17 protein-coding genes and 1 tRNA gene are annotated in these 16221 nt (G+C 68.6%); 8 read left to right on the top strand and 10 right to left on the bottom strand.

Annotated elements, in window-relative coordinates; genetic code table 11:
- Positions 1-78: 78 nt before the first annotated feature.
- Positions 79-672 carry a hypothetical protein gene (locus tag K329_RS0119875; protein ID WP_028474417.1) on the top strand — a complete coding sequence of 198 codons (594 nt, stop codon included), beginning with the start codon at positions 79-81 and terminating at the stop codon, positions 670-672.
- Positions 673-773: 101 nt separating this feature from the next.
- Here K329_RS0119875 and K329_RS28230 read toward each other — a convergent pair whose 3' ends face one another.
- The gene (locus K329_RS28230) at positions 774-1196 is read right to left on the bottom strand and encodes a DUF3817 domain-containing protein (RefSeq protein ID WP_211225914.1); all 423 of its coding nucleotides are present in this window, start codon (positions 1194-1196) and stop codon (positions 774-776) included.
- Entirely contained in the window at positions 1193-2137 is a 945-nt protein-coding gene (locus K329_RS28225; RefSeq protein ID WP_052337144.1) for an SURF1 family protein, read from the bottom strand. The genes K329_RS28230 and K329_RS28225 overlap by 4 nt, the downstream gene beginning before the upstream one ends.
- Before the next feature lie 132 nt (positions 2138-2269).
- On the opposite strand from K329_RS28225, the gene K329_RS0119860 reads away from it, so the two are divergent.
- Positions 2270-3010 (top strand): response regulator transcription factor, encoded by a 741-nt coding sequence (locus K329_RS0119860; protein ID WP_245596617.1) that lies wholly within the window; start codon positions 2270-2272, stop codon positions 3008-3010.
- A gap of 3 nt (positions 3011-3013) precedes the next feature.
- Here K329_RS0119860 and K329_RS0119855 read toward each other — a convergent pair whose 3' ends face one another.
- From K329_RS0119855 to K329_RS0119840, 4 genes are all read right to left on the bottom strand, one after another.
- Positions 3014-3367, bottom strand: a complete 354-nt coding sequence (locus K329_RS0119855) for a hypothetical protein (RefSeq protein WP_028474415.1) — start codon at positions 3365-3367, stop codon at positions 3014-3016.
- A gap of 76 nt (positions 3368-3443) precedes the next feature.
- Positions 3444-3965, bottom strand: a complete 522-nt coding sequence (locus K329_RS29920; protein WP_157571848.1) for a hypothetical protein — start codon at positions 3963-3965, stop codon at positions 3444-3446.
- A 74-nt stretch (positions 3966-4039) separates the two neighbouring features.
- The gene (locus K329_RS0119845; RefSeq protein WP_157571847.1) at positions 4040-4765 is read right to left on the bottom strand and encodes a DUF6891 domain-containing protein; all 726 of its coding nucleotides are present in this window, start codon (positions 4763-4765) and stop codon (positions 4040-4042) included.
- Between the two features lie 19 nt (positions 4766-4784).
- Positions 4785-6047 carry a hypothetical protein gene (locus K329_RS0119840; protein ID WP_028474412.1) on the bottom strand — a complete coding sequence of 421 codons (1263 nt, stop codon included), beginning with the start codon at positions 6045-6047 and terminating at the stop codon, positions 4785-4787.
- A gap of 98 nt (positions 6048-6145) precedes the next feature.
- Here K329_RS0119840 and K329_RS0119835 point away from each other — a divergent pair, with 98 nt between their 5' ends.
- The 4 genes from K329_RS0119835 to K329_RS0119820 all read left to right on the top strand — a co-directional run bounded on the left by K329_RS0119835 (position 6146) and on the right by K329_RS0119820 (position 10636).
- Positions 6146-7195 (top strand): protein kinase family protein, encoded by a 1050-nt coding sequence (locus K329_RS0119835; RefSeq protein ID WP_028474411.1) that lies wholly within the window; start codon positions 6146-6148, stop codon positions 7193-7195.
- 56 nt (positions 7196-7251) lie between these two features.
- Complete coding sequence (locus tag K329_RS0119830; RefSeq protein WP_028474410.1) at positions 7252-8250, top strand: hypothetical protein; 999 nt, start codon at positions 7252-7254, stop codon at positions 8248-8250.
- A 55-nt stretch (positions 8251-8305) separates the two neighbouring features.
- Positions 8306-9622: an adenylosuccinate synthetase gene (locus K329_RS0119825; protein ID WP_028474409.1), complete on the top strand. Its 1317-nt coding sequence runs from the start codon at positions 8306-8308 to the stop codon at positions 9620-9622.
- A gap of 96 nt (positions 9623-9718) precedes the next feature.
- A complete protein-coding gene (locus tag K329_RS0119820) occupies positions 9719-10636 on the top strand; it encodes an HNH endonuclease (RefSeq protein ID WP_028474408.1) in 918 nt (305 codons plus the stop codon).
- Between the two features lie 233 nt (positions 10637-10869).
- Here K329_RS0119820 and K329_RS0119815 read toward each other — a convergent pair whose 3' ends face one another.
- Together K329_RS0119815 and K329_RS0119810 are read right to left on the bottom strand one after the other, a co-directional pair.
- The gene (locus K329_RS0119815) at positions 10870-11604 is read right to left on the bottom strand and encodes a hypothetical protein (protein ID WP_028474407.1); all 735 of its coding nucleotides are present in this window, start codon (positions 11602-11604) and stop codon (positions 10870-10872) included.
- 25 nt (positions 11605-11629) lie between these two features.
- The gene (locus K329_RS0119810; protein ID WP_157571846.1) at positions 11630-12049 is read right to left on the bottom strand and encodes a hypothetical protein; all 420 of its coding nucleotides are present in this window, start codon (positions 12047-12049) and stop codon (positions 11630-11632) included.
- 157 nt (positions 12050-12206) lie between these two features.
- On the opposite strand from K329_RS0119810, the gene K329_RS32130 reads away from it, so the two are divergent.
- Positions 12207-12452 (top strand): helix-turn-helix transcriptional regulator, encoded by a 246-nt coding sequence (locus K329_RS32130; protein ID WP_084541457.1) that lies wholly within the window; start codon positions 12207-12209, stop codon positions 12450-12452.
- A gap of 127 nt (positions 12453-12579) precedes the next feature.
- Complete coding sequence (locus K329_RS0119800) at positions 12580-15276, top strand: phosphoribosyltransferase-like protein (protein WP_169721619.1); 2697 nt, start codon at positions 12580-12582, stop codon at positions 15274-15276.
- A gap of 615 nt (positions 15277-15891) precedes the next feature.
- On the opposite strand, the gene K329_RS0119795 is transcribed toward K329_RS0119800, so the two are convergent.
- A tRNA-Ala gene (locus K329_RS0119795) sits at positions 15892-15964 on the bottom strand.
- 120 nt (positions 15965-16084) lie between these two features.
- Entirely contained in the window at positions 16085-16204 is a 120-nt protein-coding gene (locus tag K329_RS31530) for a DLW-39 family protein (RefSeq protein ID WP_211225913.1), read from the bottom strand.
- Positions 16205-16221: the final 17 nt, after the last annotated feature.

Here is a 16221-nt window from a genome sequence, read left to right as displayed (position 1 = left end):
ACGTGGCGAGCGGGGTCGCTGGCGACTCTTGGGTCCACGTGGTCGAATGACTGAAACCGACGAGAGGGGATTCACCCGATGGGCTTTCGCAAGAAGAAGACCTTCATCGAGCAGGCCAAGGAGCAGGCGATCGACATCGCCGAGAACGTGCGCCCGCAGGTCGCCGCGGCCGTAGCCGCCGCCAAGGAGAAGTCGGCGCCCGTCATCGCCGACGCGCGCGACAAGGCCGCCCCGGTCATCGCCGACGCCCGTGACAAGGCCCGCGACACCGCGGCGCCGTACGTCGCCGAGGGCAAGGCCCGCGTCATCGAGGGCAAGGACATCGCTGCCGCCAAGGCCGCGCTGACGCTCTCCAAGGCCGAGACCAAGGTCGCGTCCCTCCAGAGCGAGCCCCCGAAGAAGAAGGGCCGCCTGCGCAAGCTGGTGCTCTTCTCGCTCCTCGCGGGCGGTGCGGCGTTCGCCGTCAAGAAGCTGACCGCGGGCTCTGCCGAGGACAACTGGCAGTCCAGCTACACCCCGCCCCCGCCGCCGGCCGCTCCCGCGGCCAAGGCCGAGGAGGCCGCTGGCGCCACGCCCGGCGAGGCCATCGCCGACGCCACGGAGGAGCCGCACCCGGTCACCACGCCGGACGACCCGGCCGAGGTCGTGGACATCCGCGACGACAAGGCCTGAGTCACCCCGCAACGCCGGACCGGCCACGATCCCCGAGGGGGTCGTGGCCGGTTCTGTGTGTGCGTACGGCGCGCGCGGCGCCGTCGTACGTCGGGCGCGGGTCAGGTCGGGGGGGCCGCCGGGGTCGTCGGTGTCGTCGGGGAGGCGAGCTCGGGGGCGAACTCGCGCCGTACGCGCTGGGTGGCGCGGTGCTCGGCCCAGAACGAGAGCACGGGGATGGTGCCGCAGATCAGCGTGACGACGGTGAAGCCGGGCTCCCACAGCGCCTTGCGGGCCAGCAGGAAGGCCGTGACCAGGAAGATCATGTAGAGCCAGCCGTGCGCCACGCCGAGGTTGTGGGTGATCGCCTCCCCGAGGTCCTGGGCGCCCGAGCCGGGCGTCACCCAGGAGGGGGTGCTGGGGATGAAGCCCCACATCGAGGTGCCGTCGAAGTTGGCGAGGGGGACGCCGATCAGGATGAGCACCACGAGCAGGACACCGACGACGGACGCCATCACGCGATAGCGGAGCAGAGTGCCTCTCACGGGCCCGACGGTACTCGGCGGTCCTCGACGAGCTCGCTCGCGGTCGCCGGGTCGGGGCTGGTCGCCGGGTCGGGGGCGTCGAGGTCCGGGCCGGGGGCGCCGTCGTCGTCGGGCTGGCGGGCCTTGTCGACCTCGTCCTTCACGAACCGCCACCACACGAACGCGGCGAAGGCCGCGAACACCCACCACTCGATGGCGTAGAGCAGGTTGCGCAGGCCGGTCGACGCGCTGATCGCGGGCACCTCGTCGGGCGTGACGGGGGCGAGGCCGTCGGTGCCGGGGTTGACCGGGTCCTCCCCGACGGGACCGCTGGCCGCGTCGGGGCCGGCCACCACGCCGTACGCCTCGTACATCGGACCGTCCACCAGCCGCAGCACGTCGGCGAGCCGCATCTGGGGAACGACGCGGTCGGTGGCGTCGTCGTCGGTGGCGCCGGAGCCCTCGCCGGGTTGCAGCCAGGCGACCGTCTCGACGGCGCCCTCGGGGGCGGCGGGCAGGTCGTCGGCGGTGGCCGACCAGCCGCGCACGACGGGCAGGAGGGTGCCCGACTCGCCCGGGACGACCGACGGGTCGGAATCTTCTGGGTCGTCGCCGTCGCCGGTCTCGGAGGCCGGTACGGCGATGGGCGTGACGACCCAGTAGCCGATGTCGCCGTCGCGCCGGCGGTCGGAGACGACGAGCGTGAGGTCGGGGCGCCAGGTGCCCTCGACGACCACCGGGAGGCCGACCGCGTCGCCCGGGAAGGGCTCTCCGGCCGTCATGACACCCGCCAGGGGCACGGGTTCCTGCGCGGAGAGGTCGACGGCGGCCATCTCGCGGTGCTGCTGCCAGGCGTCGTGCTGCCAGAGCCCGAGGCTGGTCGCCACGGCGACCGCGGCGATGCCGAGCACGTGGAAGGGCCACACCTTGGGGCGCAGCGCGGGGTGGAGACGGGACGTCACCCGACCAGGGTACGGAGGCAGGTGAGGGGGCTCGCGGCGCGCTTCCGTCACGCGCGTCGCGCTGATCTGCCAGAATGGCTGATCGTGGAACCTGGAGTGGCGGGAGACGGCAGTCCGGATCGTCGCGCCCTCGTGATCGAGGACGACGCAGACATCCGCTCGCTCATCGACTTCACCCTCTCTGCGCAGGGCTTCGTGATCCGTACGGCGGGCACCGGCCGCGACGGTCTGCAGCTCGCCCGCGACTGGGAGCCCGACCTCATCACCCTCGACCTGGGCCTGCCCGGCATCGACGGGCTCGAGGTCTGTCGTCGGGTGCGCGAGTTCTCCGACGCCTACCTCGTGGTCGTCTCCGCGCGGCAGGACGAGGTCGACCGCCTGATGGCGCTGCAGACCGGCGCCGACGACTTCCTCGTCAAGCCCTTCAGCCCCCGCGAGCTCCAGGCCCGCGTCACCGCGATGTTCCGCCGCCCCCGCGGCGCCGCTGCGGGCACGAGCGGCGCCAACCCCGTCGTTAGCTCCGAGGAGCCGTCCGTCATCGGCGGGTTCAGCGTGCCGGCGGGCCACGAGGTGCTGCGCCACGGCGCGGTCGCGCTCGACGTCGACGGGCGCCGCGCGTTCATCACCGACGACGAGATCGACCTGACCCGCACCGAGTTCGACCTGCTCACCCACCTCATGCGCACCCCGGCCCGGGTCTGGACCCGCGAGGCCCTCCTGCGCACCGTGTGGGGCAACGACTGGGTCGGCGACGCCCACCTCGTCGAGGTCCACATCGGCAACCTCCGCCGCAAGCTCACCCAGGCGTCGGGCGACCGCAGCCTGATCCACACCGTGCGGGGCGTCGGCTACCGCATGGGCGCGGCTGCCTGAGGCTCAGCACTCCTCCTGCACCATCACCACCACGCTGCGGTCGGGCGCGCGGAGCTCCGCCACCCGGAACGAGGCGTGCGGTCCGAGCTTGTCGGCTCGGAACTGCTCGAGCCGATCGAGCAGGGCGTCCACCCCGCCACCGGTGTGCTCGTGCGGGGTCACGCCGTACGCGTGGAACACCCGCGCGCCGCGCCGCAGCAGGCGTCGTACGGCGGTGAGGTCCAGCTCGCGGTCGCCCCGGCGACGCCACGTGACGCCGTCCGGGCCGACCCACGTCCCGTCGTCGAGCGGGCGCGCCCACTCGCCGCCCCCCGTGTCGTCCAGAGGGCAGCCGGGATCGAGGTCGGCTCCGGTCATGACGTGGATTCTCGTTGTACGAACGTTCGTACAACGCGAAATCTCTCCGAACGTTCGGGCACCCGCGAGAACGACCTCAGCCCGCCCGGTGCGCGTCGTACCGCTGCTGGTGGAACTCCTCCGGCGTGACCGCCGGCTCGATCTCCTCGAGGTCGTCGACCTCCGCGGCGATCTCGACGCCGGCCGCGCGGCAGGGCGCCACGAAGTCCTCGTAGTCCTGCCGGTAGCCGTCGACGTCGGCGCTCAGGGCCTCGCTGATCGAGCGTCCCTCGAGCAGGTAGAACTGCCCCTCGCTGTCGAACTGGACGATCGGCGCCTCGGCGAGCGGCAGGTCGTCCGGGCCGCGCCAGTAGCCGTACGCCTGCTCCTGCTCGTGCTGCGCCACCCACGTCACGAGCGCCGCGGTCTCCCGGTTGGCGGCCACGTTGGCGGCGATGTCGGGGTTCGCGAGGTCGTCGGCGGTGAGGTAGGAGTCGTCGAGCACCCCGGGCTCCTCACCGTCGGCGAGGAACGTGATGCCGTCCTCGGTCCACGGCGTGCCCTCGCCCTTCGCCTCCCGCTCGCGCCACACCCGTGCGTCTGCCGGCCACGTCGTCATCTCGTCCCCCGTCGGTGAAGTCGTCCGGCGCGTCCGCGCCGACCCCTCACCGGTGTCTCCGGTCGACGGAGGGGTCAAACCACGTCGTACGACGCCGACCCGGGCAACCGCTTGCGCCAGTCGCGCACCTCGACCTCGATGATGTCGCCGCCCGTGCCGCCCCAGCGCACGTCGAGCCCGACCTTCGACAGGGCGTGCACGATGCCCGAGCCCGACAGCCGCTCGGCCTCCTCGACCGAAGTCAGCCAGGAGCGCTGCGCCTCCCGGTCACCGGCGTTCGCGAGGGCGAGCAGCTCGGGTGTGAGGACGTGGCCGAACGCGCTGTCGAGGAACGAGAACGACAGCGTCAGCGTGCCGGTCGCGACGGCGCCGATCATCTCCTGCACGCCGAGGATCACGTAGAACTTGTCGTCGGGTCCGTGCTCGGTCTCGACCGGCTCCAGCCCGGTGTCGCGGCAGCAGTCGACGCCGTCGCGCACCGCCCAGCCCGCCGAGCGCAGCGCGGTGAACGCGATCGCGACCTTGGCGGCGTCACCCTCGTCGGCCCACTCCGCCTGCTCCGCGAGCCTCCGCTCCCAGACCTCCTCCACGCCGCGTACGGCGCCCGCCTCGTCCACCCGCATCCGCTCGGCGAGCACCCGCCCGGCGTCCCGGGCCTCGTCCAGCGTCACGTACCCGGTGTGCACGAGGTGCGTGGTGATCTGCTGGAGGAGCACAGCGCGCACGGGCTCGTCCTTCGTGAGGACGTCGCGCCCGTAGATGCGGGTCGGGCGTGGGACGGGGCAGTGAGGATCGTGCATGCGCCCAGCCTAGGGAGGCTCACCGGGAGTCGCGCCGCACCCTGCCCACGCGGCGCCAGCGCCGTACGGTGCCCCAGACCAGCAACGGAGTGAGCACGCCGAACACCGCCGTGAGCCCGTAGTCCTCGGGCAGCGCGCTCGGCTCGTCCCACGAGGCGCCATCGGTGACCAGCACCTCCACGAACACCAGCAGGACGACCAGGCAGAACAGCATCACCACGGTGGTCGCGGTGGCCCACAGCACGTGCGCCCAGAGCGGCATCTCCCACGGCTGCACTGCCGAGGTGTTGCGGCCGGCTGCCATCCCGAACCTGAGCGCCCCCACCTCGCCGCGCGTCTCGTCGTACGTCGCCACGCCGGGGCCGTCGAGCAGCACGACCGCCCGGTCGGGGATGTCGAGCAGGTCCGTCATCCGCCGGAGCGGATCGCCCGGACCCAGGCCCTCGACCGCGGCAGCGACCTCGGCGACGTCGAGGCGGGGCCCGTCCGCCGGTGAGAACACCCGGACGAGCTCCGCCGGCCAGCCACCGAGCTCCTCCGAGTGGATCCAGCCGTCCCACGTCACCGCACCCAGTGGGCGGTCACCCTGGTGGAGCTCGACCCGCGCCGCACCCGGCCCCCGCTGGAGCAGCACCACGACCTGGTCGGGCGCGACGAACTCGCTCCCGATCCGGGCCACGCTCTCGGCGCCCTCTCCCCGGCTGAGCTGGTGCACCGTCCAGCCGCCGTCGAGCGCGGTGACCTGCACCGGTCCGGTCGAGCGCGCCCCCATCTCGACGACCCCCGACGAGGCCGCCGACACCCGCGGGTGGAGCAGCACGGCGGACGTCATCTGCGGCGCGGCGGTCGCTCCCCAGCGCAACCGGAACGTCAACGACTGCACGAGCACGGGCACGTCGGGGATCTCGGTGAGGAACCGGTCCACCGCCCACACGGCCTCGCGGGCCTCGACCGACACCGAAGCGACCTCGACGAAGTGCTCGACGAGCACCACCGCGACCTCGGTCATCCCGATGGCCTCGGCCTTCCAGGGCGCGTACCCCTGGGTCACGTGGCCGTCGAGCCGCACCGAGGCGTGCACGACGTCGTTCCAGTCGGCCGCGACCGTCACCACGTCCCACTCCCCCAGCACGGCGTCGAGCTCGGCGTCGGAGAGGTCGTCGGGGTCGGGGCACCAGACGGCGGTCCAGCCGCGGGGGTCGGTCGGCCCGATCTCGTACCAGTCCAGCCCGACCACCGACGCCGCGAGGACCTCCTGCGGGGCCTTGACCAGAGCGAACACGGGGACGAGTAGACCACCCGGGGCGCCCTCCAGAAAGATTTTGTCGAATCGACACGAACCCCTTGCGCTCCGATTAATTGTCACGCAGACTCTAAGTCATGAACGAGAGTGAAACCCTCCTCCAGCAGGTCGAGCGGGCCACCACCGCCGCCGACCTCTTCGGCGCCCCGAGCAGCGACACCGCCGCGCGGCGCCGCGCCCGCCGTACGCAGCGGGTGCTCGCCCTCCACCTCCACCCCGACCGGCCCGCCGCCGGCCTCGACCCGGCCCGCGCCACCGCGGCGTTCGTGAAGGCGACCGGGTTCTACGAGGCCTGGACCCGCGAGGCCGAGGGCGGCACCGCCGGCGCGCTGCGGGGGCGGCGCGGGTCCTACCGGCTCGGCGGGCTGGTGGGGCAGGGCACGGTCGCGAACCTGTACGACGTGGCCGGCGCCGACGCGGTCGTGAAGCTGGCGCGGCGCCCGGCGTCGTCGAGGTTCCTGCTCAACGAGCGCACCGCGTTGCGTGCCCTCGGCGAGCTGACGGCGACGCGCGACGGGGGGTGGCTGGCGCCGTACTTCCCGCGGCTGATCGACACCGCGACCGTCGTCGACCCCGCCACGCAGGAGCGCCGCGAGGCCAACGTGCTCGGCTCGCTCACCCGCGCCGACGGGTTCTACAGCCTGGCGCAGGTGCGGCAGGCCGTGCCGGACGGGCTCGACGGCCGCGACTGGGCCTGGATGCAGCGGCGCCTCCTGCGCGCCCTGGCCGGCGCCCACCAGGCGGGGGTCGTGCACGGCGCGGTGCTGCCCGAGAACGTGCTGATCCATCCGCGGGAGCACGGCGTCGTCCTGGCCGGCTGGTCGTTCGCGACCCGGCCCGGACACCCGCCGCAGGGGCGCGTCGCGTCGCAGGCCGCGGCGTACCCGCCCGAGGCCACCGCCCCCGGCGGCGTGCTCACCCCCGCCAGCGACGTCGCGATGCTCGGCGCGCTCGCGCTCACGATGCTGCGGCCCGACGAGCGGGCGCAGCGCCGGTTCGCGACGGGCTGCCGGCAGACCGCGCCGGGCATGCGGCCGCGGGCGGCCGACCTGCTGGGCGAGTACGACGAGCTGCTGGAGGGCCTCTACGGGGCGCGGCGGTTCCGCCCGTTCGACCTCGCCGTCTGACGGCGAGCCACCACACCGACCGATCAACCACCCGAAGAACAGAGAAGGAGACAGTCATGGGCAACGGAGCGTGGAGCGACCAGGACTACCGGGCGGCGGCGACCTTCCGCCGGCGCAGCGGGGCGACGGACTTCGGCTACAGCGACGACGTACGGCGCCGGCCGACCTCGGAGTGGCGCGCCCACCCGACGCTCGACCCGAAGGACGCGGGCGTCCGGGAGTCGCGCGACTCCGTGGAGCACCCGAACAGCACGCCGATCGCGGTGTTCTTCGACGTGACCGGCTCGATGGGCACGGTGCCGCGGCGGATGCAGGCCGAGCTCGCGAAGCTGCACGGGCTGCTGCAGCGCAAGGGCTACGCGGAGGACCCGCAGATCATGTTCGGCGCCATCGGCGACGCGGACACCGACTACGTGCCGCTGCAGGTGGGCCAGTTCGAGTCCGACAACCGGATGGACGAGCAGCTGCGCTCGATCTTCCTCGAGGGCAACGGCGGCGGCCAGATGAGCGAGTCCTACGAGCTGGCGGCCTACTTCATGGCCCGCCACACGGCCACGGACGCGTGGGAGAAGCGCGGCCGCAAGGGCTACCTCTTCGTCATCGGCGACGAGACGTGCAAGCCGAGGCTGCGGGCGAAGTACGTCCGCGAGCTGATCGGCGACGACGTGCACCGCGACCTCGACACGGCGGCGCTGTGGCGCGAGGTGCAGGAGCGCTGGGAGGTGTTCTTCGTGCTGCCGAAGCAGACGGCGCACTACGACAACCCCACGGTCAACGACCACTGGCAGCAGCTGCTCGGCGAGCGCCTGCTGCGGCTCGACGACCCGACGGCCGTCTGCGACCTGATCGCGCTGACCGTGGGTCTGCTCGAGGAGTCCATCGACCTGGACGAGGGCCTCGACGACCTGCGCGAGGTCGGCAGCTCGGGCGGCGCCGCCGTGGGCCGCGCGCTGGCCACGATCGGCTCGGCGTCGCCTGCCCGCTCGGGTACGGCGAGCAGCCTGCCGGCCGCCTTCACCCGCGGCCTCGGCGACGCGCCCGACGACCTGGCGTGAGCCGTACCCCCTGCCCCGCCCCACCCCGTCGCCACCGTTCGAGAGAGGCACCGTCATGAGGCAACCGCACCGGATCGTCGTCGGGCTCGGGTTCGGCGACGAGGCGAAGGGCGCGACCGTCGACCACCTCTGCGCGGGGGGCGGGGTGGCGGCGGTGGTGCGGTTCTCGGGCGGGGCGCAGGCGGCGCACAACGTGGTCGTCGGCGGTGCGCACCACACGTTCCGGCAGTTCGGGTCGGGGACGCTCGCGGGGGTGGCGTCCTACCTGAGCCGGCACGTGCTGGTGAGCCCCGAGGCGCTGGCCGCGGAGGCCGTGGAGCTGGAGGCGCTGGGGGTGCGCGATCCGTTGGGACTCGTCACGGTCAGCCCGGACGCGCTCGTCGTGACGCCGGTGCACCGGGCCGCGAACCGCACCCGCGAGGACCTGCGGGGCGGCGCGCGGCACGGCTCCTGCGGGCTGGGCATCGGGGAGACGCGCTGGTACGACCTGGCCGCCTCGGCCGGTCTGCGAGAGGGCGAGGTGCTGGAGGAGATCGCGGCGCCTTCTTCCGTCACCGCTTCTGCCATCCGGGTGCGGGACTGCCTGGACCCCGCCGTGCTGCGGGAGAAGCTCGTGGCCTTGGCGGACTTCTACGAGCCGCTGCTGGCGCTCGGGGTGCACGAGGCGCCGAGCGTGCGGCAGATGGCGGTGACGCTGCTGGAGTTCGGGCGAGCGGTGGCGATCTCACCTGATTCTCTTTTCTTGCGGTCCGCCGCCGAGCGCGGGTCGCTGGTGTTCGAGGGGTCGCAGGGGGTGCTGCTCGACGAGTGCCGCGGCTTCCACCCACACACCACGTGGTCGACGGTGACGCCGGCGCCCGCCCAGGCCCTGCTGGCGTCGGCCGGGCTGGAGCGGGGTGAGGTCTGGGGTACGACGCGGGCCTACGCCACGCGCCACGGTGCGGGTCCGTTCCCGACGGAGGACGCCTCCCTGGCGGGGGTGCTGCCCGAGCCCCACAACGCGTACGGCGACTACCAGGGCGACTGGCGCGTCGGCCACCTCGACCTGACGCTGCTCGACTACGCCGCGCGGGTGTGCCGATCTTCCGGAGGGTTGGATCGCGTGGCGGTGAGCCACCTGGACGTCGTCGAGGCGGCGGGTGGGGCGGTGGGGGTCGCTCGGTACTCGTCCTTGCCGCTCGGGCCCGTCGAGGACCTGGGGCACCAGCGGGCGTTAACTGCTCAGCTCTTGGGTTCTCGGCCGGTGATCGAGGCGATCGAGGGGGACGTCGCGAGCGTCATCTCCGGAGCGCTCGGCGTGCCGCTGGGGTCGGTCTCGTACGGCGCGAGCCGCGCCGACCGGACACGTATCGAGGCCAGGCTGGCGGTATGAACGCTACCAGTGGCATTGACCCCGTTCGCTGCCGTCAGGTCGCCCTACTTGGGCAAACGAACTCGGTCGCCGACAGAACACTGCGATGATCTGCTGGTGACGCCTGCCGAGCGACTTCGCGAACTGTCGATCAGACACGCTGCATTTGCTTGGCTCGACCGTCAGCGCGCCGCAGGTAAAGAGAGCTTTAGCCAGGAAGACACCAGTGGCCTCCATCTGGCGGGCGAGACCACTCGGTTGATGCCGACTCAGCAGGGCATCTGGAAACCACGGCATCTCAGCGCGGCTCTATCGTTCCGGACTGTCTATCGCCCCGAGGGCACTGATCGCCCGTACGACGACGCTGTAGGCGCCGACGGCCTATACCGGTACAAGATGCGGGGTGACGACCCGCACCACTCGCAGAACCGAGCGTTACGCGAAGCCATGATGGAGCGGCTGCCGCTGATCTGGTGGCTCGGCGTTCAGGGCGGCGGTTACAGCGCGCTCTACCCGATCTACCTCGTGGGCGAAGAGCGCGATGACCTCCAGTTCGTTGTCGACATCGACGCCGTGCCTCAGCCCGACATCGAGTGGCCGTCGATCGAACTCGAGATGGACCCGTCCTACCGCCAGCAGTTGACAAAGATCCGTTTGCACCAGCGTCCGTTCCGAGCAGCAGTACTTCGGGCGTACCGCACCTCCTGCGCTGTCTGCGCCTTTCGGCACAGCGACCTTCTCGACGCGGCGCATATTCACGAGGACGGCGCAGGCGGTCTTCCGGTCGTGACCAACGGGCTCACGCTCTGCAAGATCCACCACGCCGCGTACGACAGGCGCATCCTCGGGATCACACCTGACTACGAGGTTCGGGTCAACGCTGACGTTCTTCGCGAAGTGGACGGGCCGATGCTCCGTCACGGCATTCAGGATTTCCACAGCAAGCAACTGATGGTGGTTCCCGAACGCCGAGCCCAGCAGCCCGATCGGGAACTGCTGGAGGCCCGGTACCGGGTCTTTCTCAACGCGAGCTGACAGCTGGTCCGCATCAACCTCATGAAACCCGTCCACAATGGATTGGCCGAGGCCGCCACACGCGCCTCGGTCGGAACGGTGACAATCTCCGACAACTCGCGTCGAGCCTGCCTCGGAGGCGAGCGAACTCGCCGATGCGTTCACCAAGGCGGACGCGAGATCAGAGGAACTGATCCCTCCAGACGAGGAACGGCGAAGCCCAGGGCCGGTGGGTTGCTCCTGACCTTATTTATTCAATCCGCTTGGGACGCCGCCTCAGCTTCCCACTGCTTGACCGTGCCGTTGCTCGGTCCCCAGGCGTCGCGAAGCCTGAAAGAGCGACCCTCCAGGACCTTGGAGGCGTACTCCCGCAGCCGCGGAATCTCAGCCGGGTACCAGCCTTGACCGATGGCCCACGCGGCGAGCTGATCGACGTCGTACGTGTAACCGCCGCGGACAAGCTCTTTAAGCGTGAGAACAACCATGGCCTTCTCGGAGTCGGTCACGAGGGCATTGTTGTGGTTGATGGCATCTCCAGCGTGCTTCATCGCGACCGCAACGACCCGATCGATAACGGGTGGAGAGAGCTGAATCTGCGGGTTGCGGAGGTCGCGGGCGGCGTGACCGGCGATCCACGTGTCGTGGACTCCGTCATCCCAACCGATTACGCAAACGGCATTCGTTTGGTTGGCAAGGTGGCTGTCGACGTCGAGAAGGGCGCGCTCGCCGGCCCAGACAACGAGGACCGATCCGCCGGTCCAACGCGGTTGGTGGATGCGAGGCGGGGCGGCGACCTTGATCTTGTGCCGCTTCACAGTCTGCTCGAGGATCCGGTTGTTGGACAGATTGCCCTTGCGGGAGAGCACCACGAGCGGCTCGCCAGGCTGTCCGAGGAGCCACTTTAAACCAGTCCGGAGCGCCTCGTCAGGATCGAGCTCCCGCGGGCCGGGGAGAAAGTAGGCGTCATAGGAGACGGTGCGCTCGAACATGAACCGACCCTATGGGCAGGAGCCGTCAGCCTGTCAGCATGCCGTCGCGAGTCTTGAGGAAGACGTCGGCGAGTTCCGAGTACCACTCTCGCTTGCCTGGAAGGTGGTCAATGGTCGCGCTGGCCTGTCGCTCGTCCAACTTGGATCGAATGGTCACGAACTCCGGGTTGTCGAAGCTCAAGAACGTCCGCTGGACCGCGGCGTTGATGGCGTTGCGAACTACGGCGCTGTCGCCATAGAGAGGGTCGAGCTTGACTCGGAAGGTCATCTCAACTTGCCCCGGGCTGGCTGCCAGCAGTTCCTGAAGTCGGTCGAAGCTAGCCTTCATCGCGGCGTAGAAGCCCTTCTCACGCATGGAGACCGTCGCTGTATGACGACGAGTCAGCTCTGCGAACAGTCCGAGCACGAAGTCGTCCGCCGTCAGTTCCTCGAGCTCTTCCTGCACGACCGCCACTCTCCCCTATACATCGCCACACGTCACGCGCATCGAGCCGATGCTGTCACGTGTCTTGGCCCAAGTCCGAGGCCAAGACCAATCGTAAGGATCGAACAAATGTTCGATCTTAGCAAGTCCTGATAACTACACTAGTATAGTTATTGCGATGCCGCGACCCCAATCTACTCCTGAACAGCTGGCCCGGGCGGGTCGGTTGGGCAGACGCCTCTCTGCTCTGAGGCGGCAAGCGGGACTCAGCCAGGAGGCGCTAGCCAGATTGGCCAACGTCTCGACAGAAACCGTCCGTAAGATCGAGCAGGGCAAGACTGCCTCGCCAGAACTATTCACGTTCGCGGCACTCATGGATCACCTGGCTTCGACTATCGATGAGGTGATCGAGCACGTACGTTGACGGCTACGACCGCCGCTAGTCGAGCCGGTGCTAGCAGTCTCTAGCGTCCGTCGGTTCCAGGACCGACGATCCAGATAAATGCTGGATGGGGGAACTTATGGGCGATTCACCCACTACTCTCCACCAAGTGGAACCAGATGAGTTGCTTGCTGCGCATCGGGCGGCACTCGAAGATTTTGCAGAGGCGCAGCTTCGTCCCTACATCGATCGCGTCCGCTCCGGGAACGTCGCGGCCGAATCGAAAGAGTTCAACGACCCCATCTGGGGAACTATTCGATTGGACCCACTCGAGGTCGTCATACTCGACTCGCCACTCCTGCAACGCCTGCGTCGAATCCGTCAGCTCGGTGTCGTGCACCTCGTGTACATGGGAGCCGGCCACACTCGTCTCGAGCACAGCATCGGTGTGGTGCACCAGGTCCAGCAGATCGCGGACAGCCTGAACGAGCGCGACCTTGTAGGCAGCACCGACAGGCTGCCGGATCTGAAACCACTCGTAGAAACACTGCGGCTAGCCGCCCTGTGCCACGACACCGGGCACGGTGCGATGTCGCACGTGTCGGAGTATGCATTGGCTGGCAACAAAGAGTGTCGCAACCTAATTCCTGCGTTTGGCGACCATGCGGAGGTCGCCCACGAGAACCAGTTATCGGAGATTGCCTCCTATCTTCTCGTTGGCTCGCCCGCGTTCACCGAGTTGCTCGCCCTTGCTCGCGAGAAGTTGTGCCTCCCGCCCCGTGAAGACCAAGCGTCACAGGTTCAGAGTCTCATCGTGGGTAAGCCCATCGACAACGAGTTGGTCCTGGCTCGCGAAATGATCAGCGGGCCCTACGACGCCGACAAGCTCGACTACCTCGCGCGGGACGCGGTGATGTGTGGCGTCCCGATTGTCACTGACGTCACCCGGCTCATCCAGAAAGTACGCGCTACGCGGGCGAGGGCCGAACAGCTCCCCCAGAAACTGCAGCAGTCACTCGATGACCGGCCCGGCGGATTCATCATCACCGGATTGGCACGCTCCGGCGGAAGCACTCTTATGGAGCTGTCGCTCGCACGCGTCTTGATGTTCGACAAGGTCTACCGCCACCACGCAGTGCGAGCGGCCGAGGCGATCGTTTTTGAGATCGTCGGCCGACTCGCCGACCTGTCACCGCACCGTCCCGGCATCGTGCCGTTGCTCCTCACCGACGATCAGCTGCTCGACCTGAACGTGGCCGCCATCTGCCGTTTCATCGGCAAAGAACTGGACGGACTTGACGAAGCGGAGGCATCCCAGGTCGCGACTATTGCCGATCTGGCACGGCGACTCCGGGAGCGGCGGCTCTTCGCGCGCGCTTTTGCAATCGCCGGCACCATGACCAACGACGCCTTCAAGGAGGACAGCGCACACGCGATGGGGCTGAAGCTGTTCCTTCAAGACTTCGGCCGGGCCCAAACCAGGCGCAAGATTAGAGATGCAATATGCGAGCGACTCCGAGAGCTGATTCTCCTGTTGGACAAGGCGGATTTGCTGGCTGAGTTCGAGCCCCACCTCGAGGCATACGTACATCTCAGCCCGCCTAAACCCGCTCCCAAGACGATCGGAACGGATAACGACCACGCGTTCCTCATCGATGAGGACGGCACGTTGACCAGCGTCACCGACGACGCGCCCGAGACTTCGGGCTGGTCTGATGCCTATATCGCGACACACGATCTTGGCCACATTTTCTGTCCCGCAGAGATCGCGCCGTACGTCTTTCTGGCAGCAGAGATCGAGTTGCGGGTAGAGCGCAAAGTTCACATACCCGTCTCGATGTTGCCCTACGCCAAGCAGCACAAGCGCGTCCTGGATGCCATCAGGCGTGATCTCAGGGCGAAAGGCTTCTACGACAACCTTCCCCAGGACTTGCGGCCCGACCCGCCCTCGTTCGCGCGAGCAGGCTTCTCGGCCAGAGTCGAGCAAGCAGGCCGGAAGCTTCATAGTTATGCGGGTCCAGTCTTGAAGCAGCACGAGCCGGTGCCGGAGCTGCTGGCAGCCGTTCGGGTGCGCAACTTTGTCAAACAGTTCGATGACGATCTTACGGATCTGGCGCTTCGGACGGTCAGTGAAACCAAGCAGATCTCACGCGACGACGTCGCCGACGCGACCGCAGCGTTCATCGACGATCATCCCGACTTCGTGGGTGCGAGTCTCTGCGCGCTCGGGTCACCGAAGGACTCATCCTCGATTTACATTAACTTCGCACTCGACGTAGCCGCCAAGTACGGCGTCAAGGCGCGGACGTTGAGCGATGCCCTCGCTGCCGACGAGCCCATCCTGTTCGTGGACGACTTCATCGGCCGCGGGAGCCAGACGAAGGACATCATCCAGAACTGGCTGGCCTTGGAAACAACGGAGACGTTGAACGAGGAGCGCGACACCCTCACGGCCGCCGACCAGGATCGGCTTCGAGCCCGAAAGGTCGGGTTCGCCTATGTAGCTGGTCTGGACGAGGGGCGACCGACGTTGGAGGAGTTTCTGGCGGAACATTCCATCGACGCGAAGGTACATGTCCACATTCGTGAAGCGGACATCCCGACGCTCACCTCAGTGTTTGGCGACGAGGAAAAGTTCGAACGCTTCGAAGGTTTCATGCGCGAAGCTGGTGCCCGGGCGCTTACCAACCATCACGGGAAGACGCGAAGTGATCAGTGGCGTCAGGACCGCGCCTTGGGCTATGGCGGCCACGCCTTGTTATTCACATCGATGTTCAACACCCCAACGGCTGCGTTGACGGCCTTGTGGGCCGGCGGCAGCATGAGCTCGTGGCAGCCCATTTTCCCGCGACGTAGCAAGAACTAGCAAGGGTCGGCGAATTGGCGGCGGGGCGGGGCGGGTTGAATTTGGACTATCGAGTCGAAATCCGTGCTCGCCGGGCCTTCACCGTGCGTACGTCGATCACGCGGTCGATCGACTCGAGTCTGACCCGGGCGGTTCGTCGCCCAAGGCGGACGGCATCGAGGTCGTCTGCGGCGCACCCTGGTGATGTTGTTCCGGACCGTCGCCATCACCGTGTCGCTGCGCACCGGTTCCGCGGAGGGTCATGACCGCAGAAGAGAACATCGCCGGCACCATTCAGAAGGGCGGTGCAAGAGACCAGCAGCGAGGGCACCTCGATCCACCGGCTCCGTGCCCACGCGCTCTTCGCGCTCGCCGGCACGGGAGTCAGCGACGGCCGCAGTAGCGGAACGAGCGTTTCGGGCGCGTGACGTGTCGGGAGTGGTAGCAACCGCCTGGCGCTTCTTTCTCTTCAACCGGCATGCTGGCGAGAGCACCGTGAGGCCTAGGTAGCAGCGGCGAACTTGAGTTCAGCCAGCTGGAGATGTTCCCCACCAGTCCCCCGAGGTTTCCAAGCGGCGGCGGGGGATGAACCTCAACGTGTGAAAGAACCGCAAACTGACCTGCGAGTACTCGAGGTGGAGCCTAGGGGACTCGAACCCCTAACCCCCTGCTTGCAAAGCAGGTGCGCTACCAATTGCGCCAAGGCCCCTCGGGTGACGACTCCGCCGAGTCGTCGTCACCGGGAGGTGGTGGTTTCGAGACGCCCACTCGCTAGCGCTCGCGAGCTCCTCAACCACCGGAATCGACCGCCCTCAGGCGGCCAACAGACTTACTTGACCGGGTCCGTCGCCTCGGCCCAGAGGGCCTGCTCGGCCTTGCTGTCGTCGAGCTTCTTCTTCGCGAGCACGACGCCACCCGCGGTGAGCAGGGCGATGATGATCTTCTTCATGCAGTCCTCCTGGAGCG

The organism is Nocardioides alkalitolerans DSM 16699 (assembly GCF_000426525.1).
Lineage (GTDB): Bacteria > Actinomycetota > Actinomycetes > Propionibacteriales > Nocardioidaceae > Nocardioides > Nocardioides alkalitolerans.
The sequence above is the reverse complement of the archived record's forward strand: the minus strand, read 5'-3'. Positions and strand labels throughout refer to the sequence as shown.

Bases quoted from the DNA above. Each gene is read 5' to 3' on its own strand.
- K329_RS0119875 (WP_028474417.1), top strand. From the start codon at position 79: ATGGGCTTTCGCAAGAAGAAGACCTTCATCGAGCAGGCCAAGGAGCAG.
- K329_RS0119855 (WP_028474415.1), bottom strand. From the start codon at position 3,367: ATGACCGGAGCCGACCTCGATCCCGGCTGCCCTCTGGACGACACGGGG.
- K329_RS29920 (WP_157571848.1), bottom strand. From the start codon at position 3,965: ATGACGACGTGGCCGGCAGACGCACGGGTGTGGCGCGAGCGGGAGGCG.
- K329_RS0119845 (WP_157571847.1), bottom strand. From the start codon at position 4,765: ATGCACGATCCTCACTGCCCCGTCCCACGCCCGACCCGCATCTACGGG.
- K329_RS0119835 (WP_028474411.1), top strand. From the start codon at position 6,146: ATGAACGAGAGTGAAACCCTCCTCCAGCAGGTCGAGCGGGCCACCACC.
- K329_RS0119830 (WP_028474410.1), top strand. From the start codon at position 7,252: ATGGGCAACGGAGCGTGGAGCGACCAGGACTACCGGGCGGCGGCGACC.
- K329_RS0119825 (WP_028474409.1), top strand. From the start codon at position 8,306: ATGAGGCAACCGCACCGGATCGTCGTCGGGCTCGGGTTCGGCGACGAG.
- K329_RS0119815 (WP_028474407.1), bottom strand. From the start codon at position 11,604: ATGTTCGAGCGCACCGTCTCCTATGACGCCTACTTTCTCCCCGGCCCG.
- K329_RS32130 (WP_084541457.1), top strand. From the start codon at position 12,207: ATGCCGCGACCCCAATCTACTCCTGAACAGCTGGCCCGGGCGGGTCGG.
- K329_RS31530 (WP_211225913.1), bottom strand. From the start codon at position 16,204: ATGAAGAAGATCATCATCGCCCTGCTCACCGCGGGTGGCGTCGTGCTC.